This is a genomic window from Aureibaculum flavum (assembly GCF_016406085.1).
GTDB classification, from domain to species: Bacteria; Bacteroidota; Bacteroidia; order Flavobacteriales; family Flavobacteriaceae; genus Aureibaculum; species Aureibaculum flavum.
The window spans coordinates 19,832-42,464 of sequence record NZ_JAEHFJ010000005.1; the positions used below are offsets into that span (position 1 = coordinate 19,832).

The window sequence follows — 22,633 nt, forward strand, 5'->3', positions numbered from 1 at the left end:
TAGTTAAAAATAGGCTTCTGCAAAATTATGAATTAGAATAGGTACTGGGTACTTATCAAATTCGCTGATAGGAATGCTGTTTTCAATTTCTTTACCTGAATTTATTACCCAAAATTTTACAGTTAGGTGTTGATGAGATAATTTATGAATAATAGGTTTCTTATTAAACAATGAGATGTCGTTGTTGCTTGTATTTGTTATTTCATGAAGTTCATCCATTTTGATTAATTCACTAATGTCAATTTCTTTAGAGGTCTCTATTAAGGGAAATTGATAAAGGTTCATCCAAATACCTTTTTGTTTTCTTTGGTTTAATAATGTCCTGTCCGTAGGACTTATTAATACTATGTAGTTGAAAAATCTTTTGGTAACTTTTATTTTTTTATCCTTAATGGGAAGAATCTCAACCCTTTTTTCTTCCTTGGCTTTGCAGGAATTTTGAAAAGGGCAAATGGTGCAATCAGGATTCTTTGGTTTGCATTGTATGGCTCCAAACTCCATAATGGCCTGATTAAACGTAGCTGGATCTTTAAGGTCTATCAGTTCTTGTGCTAATTTTTTAAAAAGTTTAATGCCTTCAGTGCTATTGGTAGGTATGTCAATACCATAATAACGTGCTAATACTCTATAAACATTGCCGTCCACTACTGCATGTGGTTCATTATAGCAAATTGATGCAATTGCTGATGCGGTATAATCGCCAACGCCTTTTAGTTTTAAAATGTCCTTATATGTGGTAGGAAATTTCCCATCTTGTTCATTGACTATGTATTTTGCTGAAAAATGTAAGTTTCTGGCTCTTGAATAGTATCCTAAGCCCTGCCATAAATTAAGAATAGTGTTTTCATTTGCTTTAGCGAGATCAAAAACTGTAGGAAACGTAACAATAAATTTTTCATAATAGGCTAGTCCCTGGTTAACTCTTGTCTGTTGTAGTATGATTTCTGATAGCCATATGTAATATGGATTAACGGTATTACGCCAAGGTAAATCTCGTTTATTTTGTAAATACCACTTCGTTAATATTTTTGAAAAATCCATAGTTTTATTAAAACACGCAAAATTAAGGATTTATACCGTTAAATTTTAACAGATTGGCTAGTTAAAATTGATTTATTGTTTTATCTTTGCCACCCTTTAAAATACACATATAATAAAAATAAAATAGAATTAGCATGACAAAAGCAGAGATTGTAGCCAGTATTTCCGAAAAATCTGGTATTGAAAAGGTTGATGTATTACGAGTAGTCGAAGACTTTATGAAGGAAGTAAAAGATTCATTAGAAAATGACGAAAATGTATATTTAAGAGGTTTTGGAAGTTTTATTATAAAAACTAGAGCTGAAAAAACTGGTAGAAACATTTCTAAAAATACTACAATTAAAATTCCGGCACATAACATTCCATCTTTTAAACCAGCAAAAGTTTTTGTAGAAGGTGTTAAGAAAAATGTACCCGTTAAATAAGTACTCACAATAAAACAGATATAGATTATGCCAAGTGGTAAAAAAAGAAAACGCAGTAAAATTTCTACTCATAAGCGTAAAAAGAGAAGTAGACAAAACAGACACAAAAAGAAAAAATAGCATAAGCTATTTTTTCTTTTATTGAATCAAATCGTTCTTTGAAAAAGAAATTTGCAAAAACAAATTTCATCGGGTTATTTAACTCGTAAACATTTTTTTAATCAATCTGTACTATATTAGTTAGTATGGATACAAAACTTATGCAGAGTGAAAACAGAATTAATAATTAGATCAACTTCCTCTGATATAGATTTTGCCTTATTAAAAGATGGTAGACTTAATGAATTACACAAAGAAACAAATGACAATAATTTTAATGTTGGCGATATATTTTTAGCTAAGATTAAGAAAACATTGTCAGGCTTAAATGCAGCTTTTGTAAATGTAGGCAGTGAAAAAGATGCCTTTTTACATTATCATGATTTAGGGCCACAGTTGTTATCTTTAACTAAGTACATTAAGTTAATAGGCACGGGTAAACTAAAAGATTACACTTTAAAAGATTTCCATTTAGAAAAAGACATAAATAAAAATGGATCCATTGACCAAGTTATTAAGTCTGGTCAAAATTTATTAGTACAGGTTGTAAAAGAACCAATATCAACAAAAGGACCTCGAATAAGTTCTGAGCTTTCAATAGCAGGTAGATATTTGGTGTTAGTACCTTTTTCGGATAGAGTTTCGGTATCTCAAAAGATATCAAACAATAAAGAAAAAGAAAGGCTAAAACGACTTGCGAAAAGTATTAAACCTAAAGGCTTTGGCGTTATTTTAAGAACGGTGGCCGAGGGTATTAAAGTAGCTGAATTGGATAAAGATTTACAAAATTCTTTACAACGTTGGGTTAACTTATGTAAACATTTACCAAGAGCTCAGGCACCAGCAAAAGTGTTGTCTGAATTAAATAGAGCGTCTTCTATTCTTAGAGATATTTTTGATGATTCATTTTCTAGCATCGTTACTGATGATGCTCAGTTATTTGAAGAACTTAAAGAATATATAGAACGCATCGCTCCTACAAAAGTTTCTATGATTAAACTTTACAAATCGAAGTTACCTATTTTTGAAAAATATGGGATAGAAAAGCAAATAAAAACAGCATTTGGCCGCACGGTATCAATGCCAAAAGGAGCCTATTTAGTCATTGAACATACAGAAGCTTTACATGTAATAGATGTGAATAGCGGTAATCGTTCAAACAAGGCAAACTCACAAGCTGATACTGCATTAGAAGTAAATTTAATTGCAGCCTCAGAAATAGCACGTCAATTACAATTACGTGATATGGGTGGAATTATTGTGGTAGATTTTATTGACATGCACACTGCAAGTCATAGACAAAAATTGTTCGATCATTTAAAAAATGAGATGAAATCTAACAGAACAAAACACAAGATATTGCCACCAAGTAAATTTGGTTTAGTGCAAATTACTAGACAACGTGTTCGACCAGAGATGGTTATTAAGACACAAGAAAAAAATCCAAATATCAATGGAGAAGTCGAGGCTCCAATAATTTTGGTAGATAAAATTGAAAATCACTTAGGAAGGATTATAGATAAGTCTAAAAAAGGATTAACGCTTCATGCACATTCTTTTGTAGAATCATATCTTAAAAAGGGGATGCCCTCAATTCAACAAAAATGGTTTTTTAAATACAAAAAGTGGATTAAAGTTATACCGAGAGATGCTTACCAATATCTAGAATATCATTTTTTTGATAAAGATGACAATGAGATTAAATAAGGTAGTATTATATCATACAAAACCTATAAGCTAAGGCTTATAGGTTTTTTTTTGCTTTTTAGTAAGTGAGTATAATTTTTAATATGGTATATTGGCTTAGCTTGAAGGTAAACTCTAAATAAAATTAGTGATGAATAATTTCCACATTATTACAGGAACGAAACGCAGTGATCTGTAGAGTAGTATAAAATGATTCGCAATCTATTATGACAAATAAGAAAATTTATTCACTTGAAGAAGCTAAAAGGAGGTTAGAAAATTATTGTGCTTATCAAGAGCGGTGTCATTCAGAGGTGGAGAAAAAATTATATGAGATGTATTTATCTCAAGACGAAAAAGAGGAAATTATTTTACACTTATTACAGCATGATTTTTTAAATGAAGAGCGTTTTTCTAAATCATTCGCCAGAGGTAAATTTAATATAAAAAAATGGGGAAAAGTTCGAATAGTCAGAGAATTGAAATTTAGAAAAATAACAAATTACAATATTACTCAAGCTCTAAAAGAGATAGATGAGTCTGAATATCTTTCTACTTTTGATCAATTAGCGGAAAAAAAGTATACTCAAATAACAGAGCCAAATATTCAAAAGAAAAGAAAAAAAATGGCAGATTACTTGCTGTACCGTGGTTGGGAAACGAATTTGGTTTATACTAAAGTATCGGAGCTGACGTCTTGAAATTTAATTTAAATTAAATACTGTACCTATACTAACTGTAAATTGGTTGTGTAATTTTTCAGCGTCAGTTAAAGTGCCAGCGTTATATTTTGCAATTGGAAAGTTGACTTCTGAAAATACACCAAAACCATCACTAAAGAAATAACGTGCCCCAGCATGTGCACCAAAATTCTTTAAATTAAAATTTATCCCTGGATAAAAATCAAAATTTTCATCGATGTTTAAAACAGAGCCAATGTTGGCATTAAATCTTGCTTTTAGGTCAATGCGATCGTCAAATTTTGCATCTAGAACCGCAGGTACTCCAAGAGCATAAGATGAAGAAAGACCTACTGAGAAGTTCTCACCAAGACCATAGTCATAAGCAACATTTATTGATGTAGCGTTATGTTGAAAATTAACACCTATTTGAAATTTACTATCTTCTTTTCCATAAAAAGCTTGTGCATTTATATGGATAAAGCTAAATAATGCTATTATTGTAAGTATATTTTTCATTTATTTTTGATTTCATAAAATTCTTGGCAAATATATTATAAGTATTTTATAATAAAGACTAGAAATCATAAATTATTAAGTGATTTACTCCAATTGTTTTAAGGGTTAGTTTAGAATTAATTTTTTCACTAAGTTCTTATTATCTATACTAATTTTTATAAAGTAAACACCTTTAGCCACTCCGGTCATTTGTAATTGATAATTCTCATTAGTAATATTTCTGTGTTTTTGTATTAATTTACCTGTCATATCAAAAACATTAATAGACATATTTTGGCCAGCGGTATTTCTTCGTTTAATATTAAAAATTGATGAAGACGGGTTTGGATAAATTAAAAATTCACCTTCGTCAAAGTCGTCAATTCCCAAAATAGCGGTGGCGTCAATTTGAAAATCATCGATTACTACACCTTCATTGTTTTCTGCTTGATCAGAAATAAATGCAAATCTAAAAATCACATTTGATTCTCCGTTCAAGGCCGATAAATTGTAACTATATTCCTTTAGGATTGTATCAGTACCGGTCCATTGAGCACCTGGGCAATTTTGACAATCGTCAGCAAAACCAGAAGAACTATTTGTTCGATTGCTATTATACCAATTGGGGTCATTAGCTGTACCAAGTACCTCCCAATTTTCTCCTTGGTTTGTGGAATATTCTACATAAACTACATCCCAATTTTCTTCAAGGTCAAAAGCCATTTTAAATTTTAAAATAGGATTTTCTAATCCAGCTAAATAATAACATGGAGATGTTAAATAGCTGGTCGTTTGATCTGGGTAATTACCAGAAGGATTTGTTACATAACCAGAAGAAACCTTATTATTTAAAAGCGTTGTAGTTGGTGTACCAATTTGCCATAAATTATTATCTGAAACAATCCATTGATCAGTGGTGCTATCATCAAAATTATTTATTACTTGGCCATCTCCGGAGGCATTAGTTGTGAATGATGTTGAAGCTGAATTATTGAAAACATTAGCATCATCAGTCAAAACAACAGTTGTTTCTAAGGTATGAGTTCCTTCAGTACTAGCTGAAATAGCGGGTAAGTCGATAGTACTATTTGTGTTTGAAGTAATATTTCCTGTCCAATTAAAAGTTTGATTTGTACCACCATCAATATTATAATTTACGGTAAATGAAGTCAAGGTTGTTTGACCATTATTTGTAATTAATAGTTTTGGCGTAACCTGACCACAGGTTACACTATTATTAGGTGAACTTATTTTGGTCAATTCAATTTCTTTAGTTGGTAGCGTAATAGTTGGTATACTAGACTGCCAAACACTTCTTCCGTAAGTTGCTGCAGTAATTTTTGCATCAAAAGGGTTTATTTCAATATCAGGAATGGCAACATTTGGTAAGCCTGTCGAAAAAACTTCCCAAGTATTGGTGTCGTCATTTCTATGATAAATACCTAATGCTGTACCTAAATAGATGGAGTTATTTGTAGAAAAGGGATGGTGTCTTACCACAAATTTAGATTCGTCTGGTAAGCCGGTAGATATGTCGGTAAATGTAAAACCTCCATCTGTCGATTTATAAACACCTCCTCCATTATGCCCACTACTAGGTCCTAAAGTATTACTTACTCCAGTAGTTGTTATCCATACAATATCACTATTGGAACTATGAACTTCAATAGAACTAATATTTGTGCCTGATATGCCTGTTTGAGGGGAGTTACGTGTTGTAAAAGTTTTACCTTTATCATTACTAATAAAAATCGTTTTACCTCTCGAAACAAAAATGTTGTTATTGTTACTTGGATCTATTTCAATAGCATCTATGTCTGCACCAAAGTTGTGACTAGAAATTTTAGTCCAGCTGTTATTTATAAGTTGATATAGTTGTTTGTACCCGGCATATATTTCTCCGGCTTTATTAATTACCAGTGGAGTAACCCAGTTACCTCCATTGTCGTTGGTACCAGTTTCAAGATCTGGAGCACCGGCTATAGTAGTGCTAGTTAAACCGCCATCAGTAGTTTTGGTTAATGCACTACCAAATTGTGTAAAACCGTAGAATGTATTTTCATCATTGGGATCAGCAGCAGAGTCCATACCGTCACCTCCGTGAAAGTTGTGCCAATTGTTATTTATTAAGGAAAATCCTCCATTATCTTGTAATCCACCTGACATTTTAGTTGACGTACGTTTGGCAACGGAAAGTTTATAGAATTGACTTATTCCTAAATTTTTAGTCAGATCTGTAAAGATACCACCGTTATTAGTAGATTTATAGACGCCACCATCTGTTCCTGCATATAGTATTCCATTGTAGTATCTTAAAAAATGAATATCAGCATGTGTATAAGCAGTTGTTTGCTGACGCCAATCATTAATTCTTGAAAAATTATTACCAGCATTTGTTGATCGCCAGATGTCTAATACTCCAACAAAAATCATGTCTTCATCCGTGGGGGATACAGCAAAAGCTAAATCGAACCAAGCCTGAGTACTTCCAAAAATGTCATCATTTTCTGCGGTTTTTGTAAAGCTTGTACCGCTGTTGGTTGATTTATACACCCCAACAAAAGCATAGGAATTGTCAGTAGCTAAAACATATACATTATTAGTTGCTCCAGTTGCTGGGGTAATTTCAACTCTTAATCTACCAGTAGAACTAGAGTTTGGTAAACCTGAGGCCGCGGATGTAAAGGTTGTACCTCCATCTATTGACACATAAAATGTGTTTCCTGATACTGCATAAATAGTATTAGCGTTACTGGGTTTTAATTTAAAATCTCTAATATGAATACCGGTAATTTTATTGATCCATGTTACACCAGCATCTTCAGATTTAAATAAGCCACTGCCCGTTGCAACCCAAATAACATTTGAATCGGAAGGGTCAATTAAAATTTCATTACTTGTGTTATAGCCATTATCTCCAATTATAGATCCCAATGAGCCAGTTTGGTTCCAAGTAACACCGCCATTTGTCGATTTTAAAACACCAACAGAATAAGAATCTCCAGCATCATCATCTCCTGTAGAAATATAAATTATGTTAGAATTGTTAGGGTCAACCGCAATGCCTGAGACTCCAATTTGAGGTAAATCATCTGTTAATGGAGTCCAGTTTACCCCAGCATCGGTAGACCTCCATAATCCACCAGCAGGTGCACCAACATAAATAGTATTAGCATTATTTGGATCAACAAAAATAGTGTTTATACGGCCTTGTCCACTATTACTTGATTGAGAAAAAGGTCCTACGGCATTCCAATTGCTTGTAGCTTTTGTAGCTTTTGACATTTTTTGCTTTTGTTCCCATGCATCCCATAAAAGTTTAGAAGGAGCAATAGTACCATCTTCTTGAAGAAAACGACTCCAATGATATTCCCATCTTTTAAAGGGTTTGAATCCACTTCCTTTTTTCGCAACATTTTTAGTAGAGAAATAATTCTCATAAATATTAACTGTATTTTCAAAAGTAGTATTAGTCGTTTTGTTTTTTTGGATACTATTTCCATTATTTACATCCAAAGGCAGATCTTGCGAGTATATTGTTTGAATAGCAGAAAATAATAATATAATAAGGAGTAATTTTTTATACATAGAATTAGATATGAAATGAATTAAGGGAATTCCTCAAATTTAGTAAATTTATTTCGTTTAATTAAAAAGTGAGGATGTTGAAGATTTTGGTAAAAGAGTAAAATGCTATTTTAATCCTTGTGGAGGAGATAATTTCGGTGAATTCAAACTGTCCTTTTCAATGAGTATAGGAGCTGTAAATCCTTTTAATTCTTTTTCTAATTTTTCTTGTTTCGCCAAGTTGTTTATTTTTTTATTTAGAGAGGAAAAAGCATCTAAAATATTTTGGGTTTCATCTTGCACTTCAGAAGGGTTAATGTTGGGAATGGTTGACATGTCAGCTAAGCGAAGTGCATAATTGTGAATAACGTTAAGTCTGATGCTAACATCTGGTTGTTTAAACCTGTCAATTTTTAAAGAATCTATTAGTTGCTTTGTTGTATGAGATAGTTCTTTTGAAAGATTCAATGCTTCATTAGGTGAGCTGCTATAAAAATTATCCAAAAAATCATCTAATAGTTGATACTCCTCCCAATCTTTAACGGTTTCCTTGCCGTCTGGAGATAGTGTTTCGCCAATAGCCCTTATGGTTCTTTTATCAGTATCTACAATAGAATCATTAGCCGTAGTGCTATCGTTCACTACATTATTTTCATTTTTTTTACATGAGGCTAATGCTAAGATAAATACTAAAAAGTAAACGATTTTTAAATAATTCATACACTTAATTTGCAAATAAGACTTGTGACAAAGTTAAATAAATAAGTAACCATTAGACGAATTAGGCATTTTAATTTATTAATTTTGTATTGGATATAAAATAAAATACATGAATAATAATTCAATACTGGTTATTGGTGCTTGTGGACAAATAGGTTCTGAACTTGTGTTTAAGTTAAGAGCCATTTATGGTAATGATAAAGTTATTGCTTCAGATATTAAAAATGGTTCAGATGAGCTAATGCAAAATGGTGTTTTTGAAATTTTAGATGCTACTTACAAGGGGGCAATTTTACAAATTATTAAAAAACATAATGTTTCTGAAGTTTACCTCATGGCAGCAATGGTTTCGGTTACTGCTGAAAAGTATCCACATAATGCATGGGATTTGAACATAAACAGTTTGTTGTATGTGTTAGAATTAGCTCAAGAAGGTTATTTAAAAAAAGTATTTTGGCCAAGTTCTATAGCTGTGTTTGGTAAAACGACACCAAATATTGACACTCCCCAAATAACCATTACGGAGCCTTCTACGGTTTATGGTATAAGTAAGTTGGCAGGTGAACGGTGGTGTGCTTATTATAAAGCAAAATACGGTATAGATGTTAGAAGCGTACGTTATCCCGGAATAATAAGTTGGAAGACACCTCCAGGTGGAGGTACAACAGATTATGCCGTAGAGATTTATCATAAGGCTTTATCTGATGGTAGTTATGATTGTTTTTTGTCTGAAGACACAAGATTACCAATGATGTATATGGATGATGCTATTGATGCAACTATTAGTTTAATGGATGCTGATTTGCCAAACGACTTTGCCTCTTATAATATTTCTGCAACTGATTTTACACCTAAGGAGATAGCGGAATCTATAAAAAAACAGATACCAGATTTTAGTATAAATTACTCACCTGATTTTAGGCAACAAATTGCTGATAGTTGGCCGGAAAATATGGATGATAGTCAAGCTAAAAAAGACTGGAATTGGAAACCGAATTTTGATTTAGAGAAAATGACGGAAACGATGTTAGAAAATTTAAGATTAATTAAAGAGGCAAATTAAATTTTGTGTAATATTTGTAACATTTCTTCGACTAAACATTTCTTAAATTTGCAGGCTTAAATAAATATAGATGAAAAATAGTATTAAAAATAGTTTAGAAAAAGCAATATCATATTCAACGTATAGAGAGTTGGTAACTGGATTGTTAAAGGAAGGTAAAGCTACTGGGGTAAATCAATCTGAAGATCTAGTACATTATAGTAAGTTGAATAACAGCAGAATGAAGCGTTTGGATAAAACAATTTCTATTGCTGAAAGTACTGTAGAAGCTTTAGATAATGTAACAGAAAAATATATTTGGTTAGTATTGTCTGAAGGTTGGTGTGGAGATGCGGCTCAAGTATTACCTATAATTAATAAAGTTGCTGAAGCTTCTGAAAATATTGATTTGAAAATAGTTTTAAGAGATGAGAATGAAGCGTTGATGAATCAATTTTTAACCAATGGTGGACAAGCAATTCCTAAATTGATAATGTTAAATGCAAATACACTTGAGGTGTTGGGTACTTTTGGTCCTAGACCAGCCATTGCAACTCAAATGGTATTAGAGCAAAAAGAAAAATTTGGGGTACTTGACGCAGCGTTTAAAGAACAACTTCAAAATTGGTATAATAGCGATAAAGGAAAAGCAATAGAAAGTGATTTGTTGCAGTTGTTGAACGTTGGTCAATTGGCCTAAGTAAAATTCGAGATGTGCTTGTTTAGTTGTCTAGGCCGTTTAAAAAAGTATCAATACTTTGTGCGTTTTTAACATCAAAGTCGCCAATTTTAGTTCGTCTTAATTCTGATAAGTGTGCTCCAGAGTTTAAGGCTAGCCCAAAGTCATAGGCCAAAGAACGAATATAAGTACCCTTGCTACAAACTACTCTAAATTCAATATTGGGTAGATTAATATTGGTGATTTCAAATTCAGAAATTTTTATGTTACGTAATTTTATTTCTGTGGTTTCACCGGCTCTTGCTAATTCATAAAGCCGTTTTCCATCCTTTTTTAAGGCTGAAAATATAGGTGGCTTTTGTTGAATTTCACCTATAAATTGTTTTGTTGTGTTATGGATAATTTCATTAGTTAGATGACTGAATTCAAAATGTTGGTCAATCTCAGTTTCTAAATCGTATGATGGAGTAGTGGCACCTACTGTAAAAGTGCCTGTATATTCTTTTATTTGAGCTTGAAATTGGTCAATTTTTTTAGTAAATTTTCCAGTACAAAGAATAAGTAATCCGGTTGCTAAAGGATCTAGAGTTCCTGCGTGACCGACTTTTATTTTCTTTAAATTGAACTGTTGTTTTATGGCCCATCTCAATTTGTTTACCACCTGAAAGGAGGTCCATTTTAAAGGTTTGTCTATAAGCAGAACTTGACCGTTTTTGTAATCTTCTTCAGTCATTATTTAAAAAATAGAGCATAGCCAATAGCTATTAATCCGACAATTGTACAATAGATGGCGAAATACGATAATTTACTTTTTTTAACTAAAGAAATCATCCATGTACAGGCAAATAGTCCTGAAATAAAAGCCGCTATAAATCCAATTGTCATTTGTCCAATTTGAGCACTTTCAAAGTTTAAATCACCTCCCATAATATCTTTGGCTACTTTTCCAAAAATTAACGGAACTACCATTAAAAAAGAAAATCGGGCAGCCTTGGTTCTGTCTACGCCTAATAAGACAGAAGTCGATATTGTTGCACCTGATCTCGATATTCCTGGTAACATAGCTATTGCTTGTGAAATTCCAATTATTAATGCGTTAGGAAAAGTTACATCTTTTGTAGTGTTTTTTGCTCGATCTGCAAGTAATAATAAAATTGCAGTTACTATGAGCATACAACCGACTAATAGAATTTTTCCACCAAAAAATGATTCTAATTGTTCTTCAAATAACAATCCAACAATTACTGCTGGAATCATTGAAAGAATAATTTTTAATGAAAAAATCATTTCCTCATTCCATTTAAATTGAAACAACCCTTTTAAAATTTGAATAACTTCTGTTCTAAAGATGATTAGTGTACTTAAAGCTGTTGCAAAGTGCAAAATAACAGTAAATGTTAAGCTTTCTTCAGGTAGAGAGCTATCTCCAAATAATGCTTTAGTAAGTTCTAAATGTCCGCTTGAAGATACAGGTAAAAACTCTGTTAAACCTTGAATGAGGCCTAAAATAATAGCTTCTAAATAACTCATTCCTATTTATTTGGATTCGCCAAAATGGCGTATATTTCTATAGCTAAACCAATAAGAACTAATGTTGGGGCTAATCTAATTCGTTGAAAGTTGTAAATTTCTTCATTAAAAACAGTTGGGTCATCACTACCTCCACCAGCCATCAATATAAAGCCAAGTGCAATGACAATTAGACCAACGAGCATAATCATGTAATTCTTTTTTCCAAAAAGGAATTCGTTCTCCGTGTTTTTGTGGATTTCTTTTTTACTCATTTTTTTAATAGTATAATTGATCTGTTCGTAAATTTAAAAAACGCTGTGTTGCAAAAAACGCACTTATCCAAGATATAATAATTCCCAATAGAAAAATACTTCCAAATAAAATTGCTATCAATTTGGTGTTTTCTAAAAAGCCAAATTCTGGAAAATTAATATTTAAATAGTACATTGCTACAGCTAAAGCAATTAATGCTACCAATGCTCCAAAAGCACCTAATTTTATACTGCTCCAAATAAAAGGTTTACGAATAAAACGTTTGGTAGCTCCAACAAGTTGCATTGTTTTTATGGTAAATCTTTTTGAGTAAACGGACAAGCGTATCGAATTATTAATAAGTAGCATTGCTATCAAAACAAAAAGACTACTAAAAATTAATACCCATAGACTAATACGTTTTATATTTTTTGTTAATAAACCGATTAGAGGTTTGTCATATGAAACTTCATTGACAATACTATTTTTTGCTAATTCATTTTCTATTTCACTCATTTTTTCTGGTGAAACAAAATCAGCTTTTAAATATAAATCAATTGCGTTTTTTAGAGGATTGTAACCTAAAAATTCCATAAAATCTTCACCATTTTCTTCAGTTGCTATTTTAGCAGCCTCTTCTTTAGATATGTACACAATAGATTTTGTGTATCCTTCGCTTTCTAAAAGCGTTTGAAGATTTTTGACCTTTTGTGAGTCAACTTCGTCATTAAGAAAAATGGTTATTGATGACTGTTCTTTAAAATAGTCAGAAATTTTCTTAGTATTGAGCACTAAAAGACCAAATAATCCTAATAAAAATAATACGAAAGCGATGCTTAGTATTACAGAAAAATAGGAAGATTTTAATCGTCTTTTTTGATATTTTTCAAAAGAAGTACTCATTGTAGTTTGTGCTAAAATTTGCGACGCAATATACTTATTTTTGCTTAATTTCTTGGCACAATTCAATTAAAACCCCATTGCTGCTTTTTGGATGTAAGAAAGCTACAAGTTTGTTGTCGGCACCTTTTTTTGGTTTGTCGTTCAAGACGATGAAACCTTCTTTTTTCAACCTTTTTATTTCACTTTTAATATCATCAACAGCAATATGATGAATTCCCTCTCCTTTTTTTTCTAAAAACTTTGCGATTGGGCTTTCTGGTGTTGTGGCCGCTAATAATTCAATCTTATTCGGACCCGATTTAAAAAAAGAAGTAATAACTCCTTCAGAAGCTACTTCTTCAAGTTTATAGGCTGCTTTTCCAAAGAGTTTTTCAAACAGCGTGTTAGAGTTGTCTAAGTCTTTAACTGCAATACCAATATGTTCAATTTTTTTCATTTGTCTAGGCGTTAAGTCTTATTTATATTAATTGTACTTCTTTCAAAAATAAACAATATTATTATTAAATATCTGGTAAAATCAAAAGTTCAGTTTTATACCCTATTTTTGCATTATGGAAACAAATAGACAGAAAAAAATAGCCGGTGTTTTACAGAAAGATTTGGTTGATGTGTTACAACATGCTGCACAAGATGGCATGAAGGGCATAATAATATCAGTTACTAAGGTTAATGTTACTTCTGACTTGTCTGATGCTAAAGTATATTTAAGTATTTTTCCAACAGAAAAAGGTGCAGAATTATTAGAAGGCATTAAATCAAATACACCATTAATTAGACACGAGTTGGCTAAGCGGACAAAAAATCAATTACGCCGGATGCCAGAATTGAGCTTTTATATAGATGATTCATTAGACTATATTGAAGGTATAGATAAATCACTAAAGGGTAATGTGGAAAACCCTATTAAGAATCCAGATATTTTATCCAAAAGGCAAAAAAGATAAATTGCAATTTCCTTTATACATAGCTAAGCGATATTTATTTTCTAAAAGTAGTAATAATGCAATAAATATAATTACCATTATAGCCGCTACAGGTGTTGTTGTTGGTACAATGGCTTTATTTATTGTGTTGTCAGTTTTTTCGGGTTTAAAAGATTTTAGTTTAGATTTTATTAGAGTTTCTGATCCTGATCTAAAAATAAGTGCTTCTGTAGGAAAGTCTTTCCTGTTTAATGACTCCATTGTTGTAGTAGTTAATGACAAAAACATTAAGAGTTATAGTAAAGTAGTAGAAGAAAGAGCTTTTTTTAGTTATAATGAAAAGTCGCATATAGCGAGTATTAAAGGAGTTGATGATAAGTATTTGTCAGTTAATAATATAGATACAGCAATCTATGTTGGAGAATGGTTAGATAAAGATATTGTTAATTCGGCTGTTATTGGTAACGGTGTCTCTGCAATTTTATCTTTAGGTACCTATGATTTTACAGAATCCTTAAAAGTTTCAGTACCTAAGCCAGGTAAAGGTTATATAAGTAATGCTAAAACAGCATTTACTAGTTTAAATTTGCAACCTACAGGTATTTTTAGATTGACTGAAGAATTGGATAAAAATTATGTTTTTGCTCAATTGTCAATTGTGCAAAGTTTATTAAATTATAAGCCAAATCAAATATCTGCAATAGAATTAAAATTGGCAAACAATGTAAATAGACCTGAAGTAATTGAAATTCTACAACAGAAATTAGGAAGTAAATATAGAATTCAAACCAGAGAACAACTCAATGCCGTTTTTCATAAAATGTTGAATACTGAAAATTTAGTTTCATATTTAATTTTTACATTAATTTTAATTATTGCTTTATTTAATGTTATTGGGGCTATTGTAATGATGATTTTAGACAAACGTGAAAATTTAAAAACATTATTCAGCTTAGGAGCTAGTTTAAAAGAGATAAAAAAAATATTTATTTATCAAGGTTTTTTACTGTCTTTCTTCGGGTTACTATTAGGCTTATTTTTGGCTATTTCTTTTGTTTTACTGCAAAAGTACTTCGGGTTGATAATGATTAATTCGTCATTAGCATATCCTGTAGAATTCACTATTTTTAATGTTCTAATAGTGTTTTTCACAATTTTAACCTTAGGATATTTAGCAGCTTTGATTGCGAGTTCTAGAATTTCTAAAAAAATTGTTTCTTAATTTAAAATTGTTATTTTCTTATTGTTAGGAATGGGGTTTGTTAACGTCTATACCTAATATAAATTGTGTAACTTAGTAGGTTCAAATATTTTAATTATGATTATTCAACAATCAGTAAATTTAAAAGAGAAATCTTTTCCGTTGCAACTACAGATAAGTTTTGAAAAGGTTTTTCAATTTTATCAAAAGTATTTGGATGATAAGGAACACCCTTTTTATAATTCGGCGAAGGAAATTGTTGGGCGTTTGGAAAAATACCCAGAATTGATTGATGGCTTTACAGATGAATCTTTATTATTGAAATATAAAGATGAGATTGATTTATTATTGGAAGGATTATTTCCTGAAATTTTAACTGATAATGAAATAAAAGCAGCTAGTATTCCATTTTCATTTACAACTTTTAAGATCTCAAATAGGTTCAAAAATATTATTAATAATTCTGGTGATGACTATCAATTTAGTATCAGAAATTTTCACGATAATGAGTTGTATATTCATGGTTGTGTTATGATATTAGCCTACTGTTATGGATATAACATAGATTTAAAACGCCCATTCTTTTATGATATTCCTGATGTAAATACAGGAGTTACAAAACATTATAGAGTAGCCCTAAATGGTGATTTTGCTGATATTATTCCGACAGAAAATGCTCCGAAAATTACAGAAGAAGATTTTAGATTGTTATTGGATAATTTCAATAACATAGAGGTTTGGAAAGAAAAGTTTCCTCCAAATAGTTATATATACAAAGGTTTTGGAATCATGAATCTTTTTGATGTAACTCAAGATGAGACATTGTCATCATTGTCTAATAGCTTATTAAGACAAGACCATAATCTCATTGGTGATTTACGAAAATATTTGCGTGAATTCTATAGCATAAGAGACTTGAAACTTGGGTTTTCAATATTTGACGCTGTAAATATTAAGTTGTGTGAAACCAATATTAAAAAGTCAGATAGTTTAATTCTTGAGGGTAAAAGTGTTGTTAATTGTAAGGATTATTTTTGTGATGGAATAATGAATAATGTATTCATTAAGCACGAAATTGTAACAATTTCTGATGTTGAGAAATATGGGAAATCAACTAACCAAAATTCTTTTTATAAAGACCTTAAGTCTAAAGGAATTCAAAGTATTATCTTGATACCTATTAAGGCAACGGAAAATAATGATTTGGCTTTATTAGAAATTGCATCACCTAGGCCTTATGAATTAAATTCTATTAATCAGAATAAGCTAAAAGACATAATTCCAATTTTTGAAGCTGCTGTAAAAAGAAATTCAGAAGAGCATCAAAATATTCTTGAAGCCACTATTCAAGAGCATTACACTTCAATTCATCCCACTGTAAAATGGCGTTTTTATCAAGCAGCCGAGCATTATTATGGTGATAAATTTAAAGGGATAGAAAGTCCTAAATTAGATGATATTGTTTTTGATAATGTATTCCCATTATATGGGCAAGCTGATATAAAAGGGTCTTCTATAGCACGTAATGATGCCATAAAAAATGACTTATCAGTTCAGCTTAATCTAGCATCAAATGTTTTGAATAATGCTTGTAAAGTTGAAGAAATACCAATTTATGATGAGTTAATGTTTCGTGTTGAAGAGTATTTAAGAGATGTTAAAAAAGGATTACATGCTGGAGATGAGATCGCAATACTTGATTTTCTAAAACGTGATATTTATCCGGTGTTTAATCATATTAAAGGAATTAATTCGGAGTTAGAAAAATCTGTTGATATCTACATGAATCGATTAGATGATAGTTTGCACGTAGTATACGAGCAACGAAAAGCCTATGAAGAGAGTGTAACAATTCTAAATGAGAAACTAGCCGATCTTATAGACAAAAAGCAGGAAGAAGCTCAGGCAATGTTTCCTCATTATTTTGAAAGGTACAAAACTGATGGTGTAGAATATAACATGTATATAGGCCAATCATTGGTTCAAAATAAAGAGTATAATTCGTTATACTTATATAACATGCGGTTATGGCAGTTACAGCTGATGTATGAAATGGAAAATCTTGCTTTTCAATTGAAAGGTACGTTAGATCATGAGCTTGAAATTGCGTCATTAATTTTGGTGCATAGTAATTCTTTGGCCATTAAATTTAGGATGGATGAAAAGCAATTTGATGTTGATGGAGCTTATAATATTAGGTACGAAATTATTAAAAAACGTATTGATAAGGCGAATATAAAAGATACTACTGAGCGTTTAACCACTCCAGGAAAAATAGCGATTGTTTACTCTCAAGATAAAGATGCTAGAGAGTATAAAAAATATATTAAATATTTACAATCAAAAAACTATTTAGGTCAATTAGAATATTTAGAATTGGAAGATTTACAAGGTGTTTCTGGCTTAAAAGCTCTCCGAGTTGAAGTTTTATATAAAGAACAATTTAATGAGAAAACTACCATTACAATTGATCAATTAATTGAAGACATAAAAGCCTAATTATTTATGGATATTTTACAAAAAGTTGAGGCATATGTTGTAAGTCAACTAACGGAACATTTATTAAGTGTATATATTTATCACAATTTAAGTCATACCCAAAGAGTTGTAAGTTCTGTTAAAGAACTGGCCATAGGAGAGCAATTAACACCTGAACAAACGCAAATTGTTGAATTGGCGGCATGGTTTCATGATATTGGATTTATTAACGGATTTGAAGGACATGAAATTAATAGTTCAGAAATAGCAAAAGATTTTTTAGAGGGACACAATTTGACATCTGAAATTATTTCAAGTGTACAAAAATGCATTATGGCTACAAATATGGAATCGGAGCCTGAAAATATTTTGGAAAAGGTCTTACTTGATGCTGATTGTGCTCATTTAGGAAATAGTGTGTTCTCAGAAGTTAATGAGTTGTTGCGAGAAGAATGGAACTTATCTAGCTCTAAGAAATTTACCGATTCTGAATGGATTGACGAGAATATTAATTTTTTTACTAAAAAACATCATTATTATACAAATTATGCCCGAATTAATTGGCAAAAAATTAAAGATAAAAATTTAGCTCGATTATATAAATCTAGAAAAAAAATTAAGCAGGCGTTAGCGAAAGGTAAAATGAAAGCCGGTGAGTATAAATTAAAAAAACGTAAAGCCGAAATTCCTGAACGTGGCATTGAAACCATGTTTAGAGTTACGCTTAGAAATCATATTAATCTGAGTAACATTGCTGATACAAAAGCCAATATATTATTGTCAGTAAATGCTATTATTATATCAATGGCGTTATCAAATTTAATTCCTAAGTTAGATAATCCGTCAAATCATTACTTAATTATTCCAACTGCTATTTTTGTCTCATTTAGTTTAGTTTCTATGGGGTTATCAGTGTTGGCTACAAGACCTAATATTACAAGTGGTAAGTTTACCAAAAAAGATGTTGAAGATAAAAAAGTAAACTTACTTTTTTTTGGTAATTTTCATAAAGTGAAATTGGAAGAATTCGAATGGGCTATGGGAGAAATGATGGAAGATAGAGACTATTTGTATTCATCAATGAAAAAAGATTTATACTTTTTGGGCTTAGTTTTACATAAGAAATATAAAATACTAAGGGTTACTTACACCATATTTTTGATAGGAATTATTATGTCAGTCATTGCTTTTGCGGTTGCATTCAGAACATCTGGTGTTACTATTTAAAAATAGAATAACAAACATATGAGGTATTATTACAGATTTGTATTGTTCTTTGTTGCTGTGTTTTTGTTGAATGCTTGTGCTACCTATAAAACTCAAATTAAAAAAGGACTAGTAAGTTCAACGTTTCCAGATAAAGAAATTCAGCATACTTTTTACTTAATTGGTGATGCCGGTAATTCTGAAATAGGGACTTCTTCTATTGCATTACAATCTTTTAAAAATGAAATTTCAAAAGCATCTAAAAATAGCACAGTTATTTTTTTAGGAGATAATATTTATCCCAAAGGAATGCCTAATGAGGACGATAAGAATAGGGCTTTTGCAGAGCATCAATTGAATGTACAAACAAGTGCAGTAGAAAATTTTAAGGGTAATACCATATTTATACCTGGTAACCACGATTGGTATTCAGGGGTTAAAGGTCTTAAAAGGCAAGAGGATTATATTGAGGAAATTTTGGGAGCTCAAACTTTTTTACCTGAAAATGGTTGTCCAATAGAAAAAGTTGATATTGATGAAAGCACAGTGTTAATTGTTATAGATGGAGAATGGTATTTAACTGATTGGGATAAGCATCCTACAATTAATGATGATTGTGAAATAAGAACGCGAAATAAATTTTTTGAAGAGTTTGAAGGATTAATTAAAAAATCGCAAGGTAAAACTACACTGGTAGCCATTCATAATCCAATGTTTAGTAACGGGCCACATGCTGGGCAATTTGATTTTAAATCAAATCTAAAACCATTACCTATTTTAGGAAGCTTAAAAAATTTAATTCGAAAAACAAGTGGAATTTCTCCTGCAGATACTCAAAATAAGAATTATAATTACCTTATAAAAAGAATTGTAACTTTAGCTCAAGAAAATGATAAAGTAATTTTTGTTTCTGGTCACGAGCATAATTTGCAATATCTAAAGAAGGATAATTTACCTCAAATTATTAGCGGTTCTGGCTCAAAAAATACAGCAACTCGTAATGTCTCGGCAGAATTTACATCTAGTGATTCAGGTTATGCTATTTTAGACGTTTTTAAAGATGGGGCTTCTTTTGTTCGCTTTTATTCGGCAAAAACAAATGAAATAATATTTCAAACTGAGGTTTTAGCTTCAGATAAATCGAATCAATTAGAACCTTATAAAAATGACTTTCCTGCCATCGTAAAAGCTTCGATTTATACAGATGAAGAGGTTGATAAGACTAATTTTCATAAAGGTATTTGGGGTAAAAGATACCGTAAGTATTACGGAGAGAAAGTAGCCGCTCCAACTGTTAATTTAGACACGTTGTTTGGAGGGGTTACGCCTTTAAGAAAAGGAGGTGGACATCAATCTAAGTCACTTCGTTTAATCGATGGTGAAGGCAAACAATATGTTATGCGTGCTTTACGAAAAAGTGCCGAGGTGTATCTGCAAGCTATGGCTTTTAAAGATCAGTATATTATTGGTGATTTTGAAGATACCTTTACCGAAAGTTTATTACAAGATTTTTACACAGGGTCACATCCTTATGCTCCTTTTACCACTGGAGAATTATCTGATGCTATTGACTTATATCATACCAATCCTGTATTATATTATGTGCCAAAACAAAACGCATTGGGAGCTTTTAATACTGATTTTGGTGATGAGCTCTATATGATTGAAGAACATGTTGGCGATAGTCAGCAAAATCTTAAAAGTTTTGGTTTTGCAAAAAAAATTGAAAGCACTGATGATTTGTTGAAAAAATTAAGAAAGGATGAAAAATATGTTGTTGATGATGTAACCTACCTAAGAGCTCGGCTTTTTGATATGGTTATTGGCGATTGGGATAGGCATGTAGACCAATGGCGTTGGGCAGAATTTAAAGATAAAAAATCAGGCAAGGTGGTTTTTAAACCAATACCTAGAGATAGAGATCAAACTTTTTCTATAATGGGAGATGGAGCCTTAATGCAAATAGCTACGCGAATTACACCCCCATTAAAATTAATGGAGGGTTTTTATGATAACATAAGAAATGTTAAGGGTTTTAATTCAAGTCCTTATTCTTTAGATATGATTATAATTAATCAGACTGAAAAGAAACAATGGATAGAGCAGGCTGAATTTATTCAGAAAAATTTAACCGCTGAAGTAATCGAAAGAGCATTACATATAATGCCTAAAGAGATTCAAGATGAAACTGTTTTAGAGATCAAACGCATTCTAGTGTCAAGAATCAAAAACCTTAATGAAACGGCTGGTGAATACTATAAAATCATTAATAAATTTGCGGTTATAAGAGGGACTGATAAAGACGATTGGTTTGATATAGAACGGCTTCCAAATGGTTTAACAAAAGTAGTTGGCTATAGAATTAAAAATGGTGAAAAAGGCACTATATTTCATGAAAGGGTATATGATAAAAAAGATACTAAAGAAATATGGATTTATGGGCTTGACGATGATGATGTGTTCAAAACCTTCGGTGAAGGCAACAGTCTTATAAAAATTAGAATTATAGGCGGTCAGAATAACGACACCTATAATGTGGAAAATGGTAAAAGAGTTAAACTCTATGACTATAAGTCAAAGAAAAATGAATTCATAACGAATAAAGGAAGTGTTAAGCTAACGGATGATTACGAGACAAATGTTTATGATTATACGAAGCTTAAAAATAATATAAATCAATTTATACCAACCGTTGGTTTTAATCCTGATGATGGGGTTAAGATAGGGGCCTCAAATACATATACAACATATGGTTTTGAGCGTAATCCATTTACTTCTCAGCATATCCTTTCAGGATCTTATTTCTTTGCGACTAATGGATTTGAGATAGGATATCATGGTGAGTTTTCAAATGTTATAGGAACATGGAATTTAGGTTTGGATGCTAAAATGACAAGCCCAAACTATAGTATTAATTTCTTCGATTTTGGTAATGAAACCAGTAATCTGAATGCATTAGATGAAGATAATTTTGATATGGATTTTAACCGTGTCAAAATTAGTAGCCTTGCATTTAAACCTTCATTGGTGAAAATAGGTACTTATGGTACTCGATTTAAAGTTGGGGCAAGTTATGAGGCTATTGAAGTTGAAGAGACTTCAGATCGGTTTATAAATATATTCTATACAGAAAATCAAATAGAAAATAAGATTCAATATGTGGGTGTAAATGCTGAGTTTAGTTATGAAAACCAGGACAATAAGGCTTTTCCTACCTTAGGGATGAAAACCCGGTTAGAAGTTGGGTATAAGGCGAATATAGATGAGTCGAACGGATTTAGTTATATCACTCCATCCATCGGTTTTGATTATAAATTGGTACCTTCAGGTCAATTGGTACTGGCAACAAAAATTAAAGGAAATGTTATTTTTGGAGATAATTTTGAGTTTTATCAAGCAGCTTCACTTGGAGCAAGTGACGGATTACGTGGTTATAGAAACCAGCGTTTTACAGGGAAATCTTCATTTTATCAAAGTACAGATTTGAGATTAAATTTAACAAAGTTAAAAACAGTTATTTTACCCTTGCATATAGGAGTTTACGGAGGTGTAGATTATGGTAGAGTTTGGTTAGATGGTGAAGATTCTGATAAATGGCACAATGCTTATGGAGGAGGCGTTTTTGCAAATGCAGCTGACGTAATGACTTTTCAAATTTCGGTATTTAATGCGGATGAGGGAGCTCGTTTTTCTTTCGGTTTAGGTTTCGGGTTTTAGATAT

At 31.4% G+C, this 22,633-nt stretch carries 19 protein-coding genes; 10 read left to right on the forward strand and 9 right to left on the reverse strand.

Annotated elements, in window-relative coordinates; translation table 11 throughout:
* Positions 1-3: 3 nt before the first annotated feature.
* Positions 4-1,041: an A/G-specific adenine glycosylase gene (gene mutY, locus JBL43_RS10905; protein ID WP_198841484.1), complete on the reverse strand. Its 1,038-nt coding sequence runs from the start codon at positions 1,039-1,041 to the stop codon at positions 4-6.
* Positions 1,042-1,175: 134 nt separating this feature from the next.
* Here mutY and JBL43_RS10910 point away from each other — a divergent pair, with 134 nt between their 5' ends.
* The 3 genes from JBL43_RS10910 (at position 1,176) to JBL43_RS10920 (ending at position 3,952) form a co-directional block, all read left to right on the forward strand.
* Positions 1,176-1,466 (forward strand): HU family DNA-binding protein, encoded by a 291-nt coding sequence (locus JBL43_RS10910; protein ID WP_117879720.1) that lies wholly within the window; start codon positions 1,176-1,178, stop codon positions 1,464-1,466.
* Between the two features lie 267 nt (positions 1,467-1,733).
* Positions 1,734-3,272 (forward strand): Rne/Rng family ribonuclease, encoded by a 1,539-nt coding sequence (locus tag JBL43_RS10915; protein WP_117879719.1) that lies wholly within the window; start codon positions 1,734-1,736, stop codon positions 3,270-3,272.
* A 206-nt stretch (positions 3,273-3,478) separates the two neighbouring features.
* Positions 3,479-3,952 carry a regulatory protein RecX gene (locus tag JBL43_RS10920; RefSeq protein WP_198841485.1) on the forward strand — a complete coding sequence of 158 codons (474 nt, stop codon included), beginning with the start codon at positions 3,479-3,481 and terminating at the stop codon, positions 3,950-3,952.
* 3 nt (positions 3,953-3,955) lie between these two features.
* Here the strand turns inward: JBL43_RS10920 and JBL43_RS10925 are convergent, their stop codons facing one another.
* From JBL43_RS10925 to JBL43_RS10935, 3 genes are all read right to left on the reverse strand, one after another.
* A complete protein-coding gene (locus JBL43_RS10925; protein WP_198841486.1) occupies positions 3,956-4,450 on the reverse strand; it encodes a DUF6646 family protein in 495 nt (164 codons plus the stop codon).
* Between the two features lie 105 nt (positions 4,451-4,555).
* Positions 4,556-8,017 carry a T9SS type A sorting domain-containing protein gene (locus JBL43_RS10930; protein ID WP_198841487.1) on the reverse strand — a complete coding sequence of 1,154 codons (3,462 nt, stop codon included), beginning with the start codon at positions 8,015-8,017 and terminating at the stop codon, positions 4,556-4,558.
* Between the two features lie 105 nt (positions 8,018-8,122).
* Positions 8,123-8,716, reverse strand: coding sequence for a hypothetical protein (locus tag JBL43_RS10935; RefSeq protein ID WP_198841488.1), 594 nt, complete (start codon positions 8,714-8,716; stop codon positions 8,123-8,125).
* 109 nt (positions 8,717-8,825) lie between these two features.
* Here JBL43_RS10935 and JBL43_RS10940 point away from each other — a divergent pair, with 109 nt between their 5' ends.
* A complete protein-coding gene (locus tag JBL43_RS10940) occupies positions 8,826-9,779 on the forward strand; it encodes an NAD-dependent epimerase/dehydratase family protein (RefSeq protein ID WP_198841489.1) in 954 nt (317 codons plus the stop codon).
* Between the two features lie 70 nt (positions 9,780-9,849).
* The gene (locus JBL43_RS10945; protein WP_198841490.1) at positions 9,850-10,458 is read left to right on the forward strand and encodes a thioredoxin family protein; all 609 of its coding nucleotides are present in this window, start codon (positions 9,850-9,852) and stop codon (positions 10,456-10,458) included.
* A gap of 22 nt (positions 10,459-10,480) precedes the next feature.
* On the opposite strand, the gene truB is transcribed toward JBL43_RS10945, so the two are convergent.
* The 5 genes from truB to mce are packed head-to-tail and all read right to left on the reverse strand — an operon-like array spanning position 10,481 to position 13,540.
* Positions 10,481-11,170, reverse strand: a complete 690-nt coding sequence (gene truB / locus JBL43_RS10950) for a tRNA pseudouridine(55) synthase TruB (RefSeq protein WP_198841491.1) — start codon at positions 11,168-11,170, stop codon at positions 10,481-10,483.
* Positions 11,170-11,967, reverse strand: coding sequence for an undecaprenyl-diphosphate phosphatase (locus tag JBL43_RS10955; protein WP_198841492.1), 798 nt, complete (start codon positions 11,965-11,967; stop codon positions 11,170-11,172). The genes truB and JBL43_RS10955 overlap by 1 nt, the downstream gene beginning before the upstream one ends.
* A gap of 2 nt (positions 11,968-11,969) precedes the next feature.
* The gene (locus JBL43_RS10960) at positions 11,970-12,221 is read right to left on the reverse strand and encodes a DUF3098 domain-containing protein (protein WP_198841493.1); all 252 of its coding nucleotides are present in this window, start codon (positions 12,219-12,221) and stop codon (positions 11,970-11,972) included.
* A 4-nt stretch (positions 12,222-12,225) separates the two neighbouring features.
* A complete protein-coding gene (locus JBL43_RS10965; protein WP_198841494.1) occupies positions 12,226-13,104 on the reverse strand; it encodes a cell division protein FtsX in 879 nt (292 codons plus the stop codon).
* A gap of 34 nt (positions 13,105-13,138) precedes the next feature.
* Positions 13,139-13,540 (reverse strand): methylmalonyl-CoA epimerase, encoded by a 402-nt coding sequence (mce, locus tag JBL43_RS10970; RefSeq protein WP_198841495.1) that lies wholly within the window; start codon positions 13,538-13,540, stop codon positions 13,139-13,141.
* A gap of 115 nt (positions 13,541-13,655) precedes the next feature.
* On the opposite strand from mce, the gene rbfA reads away from it, so the two are divergent.
* The 5 genes from rbfA (at position 13,656) to JBL43_RS10995 (ending at position 22,629) form a co-directional block, all read left to right on the forward strand.
* Entirely contained in the window at positions 13,656-14,048 is a 393-nt protein-coding gene (gene rbfA / locus JBL43_RS10975) for a 30S ribosome-binding factor RbfA (RefSeq protein WP_138951550.1), read from the forward strand.
* 1 nt (position 14,049) lies between these two features.
* The gene (locus tag JBL43_RS10980; RefSeq protein ID WP_198841496.1) at positions 14,050-15,249 is read left to right on the forward strand and encodes an ABC transporter permease; all 1,200 of its coding nucleotides are present in this window, start codon (positions 14,050-14,052) and stop codon (positions 15,247-15,249) included.
* Between the two features lie 96 nt (positions 15,250-15,345).
* Entirely contained in the window at positions 15,346-17,727 is a 2,382-nt protein-coding gene (locus JBL43_RS10985; RefSeq protein ID WP_198841497.1) for a GAF domain-containing protein, read from the forward strand.
* 6 nt (positions 17,728-17,733) lie between these two features.
* The gene (locus tag JBL43_RS10990) at positions 17,734-18,933 is read left to right on the forward strand and encodes a Pycsar system effector family protein (protein ID WP_198841498.1); all 1,200 of its coding nucleotides are present in this window, start codon (positions 17,734-17,736) and stop codon (positions 18,931-18,933) included.
* An 18-nt stretch (positions 18,934-18,951) separates the two neighbouring features.
* Positions 18,952-22,629, forward strand: a complete 3,678-nt coding sequence (locus tag JBL43_RS10995; RefSeq protein ID WP_198841499.1) for a metallophosphoesterase — start codon at positions 18,952-18,954, stop codon at positions 22,627-22,629.
* Positions 22,630-22,633: the final 4 nt, after the last annotated feature.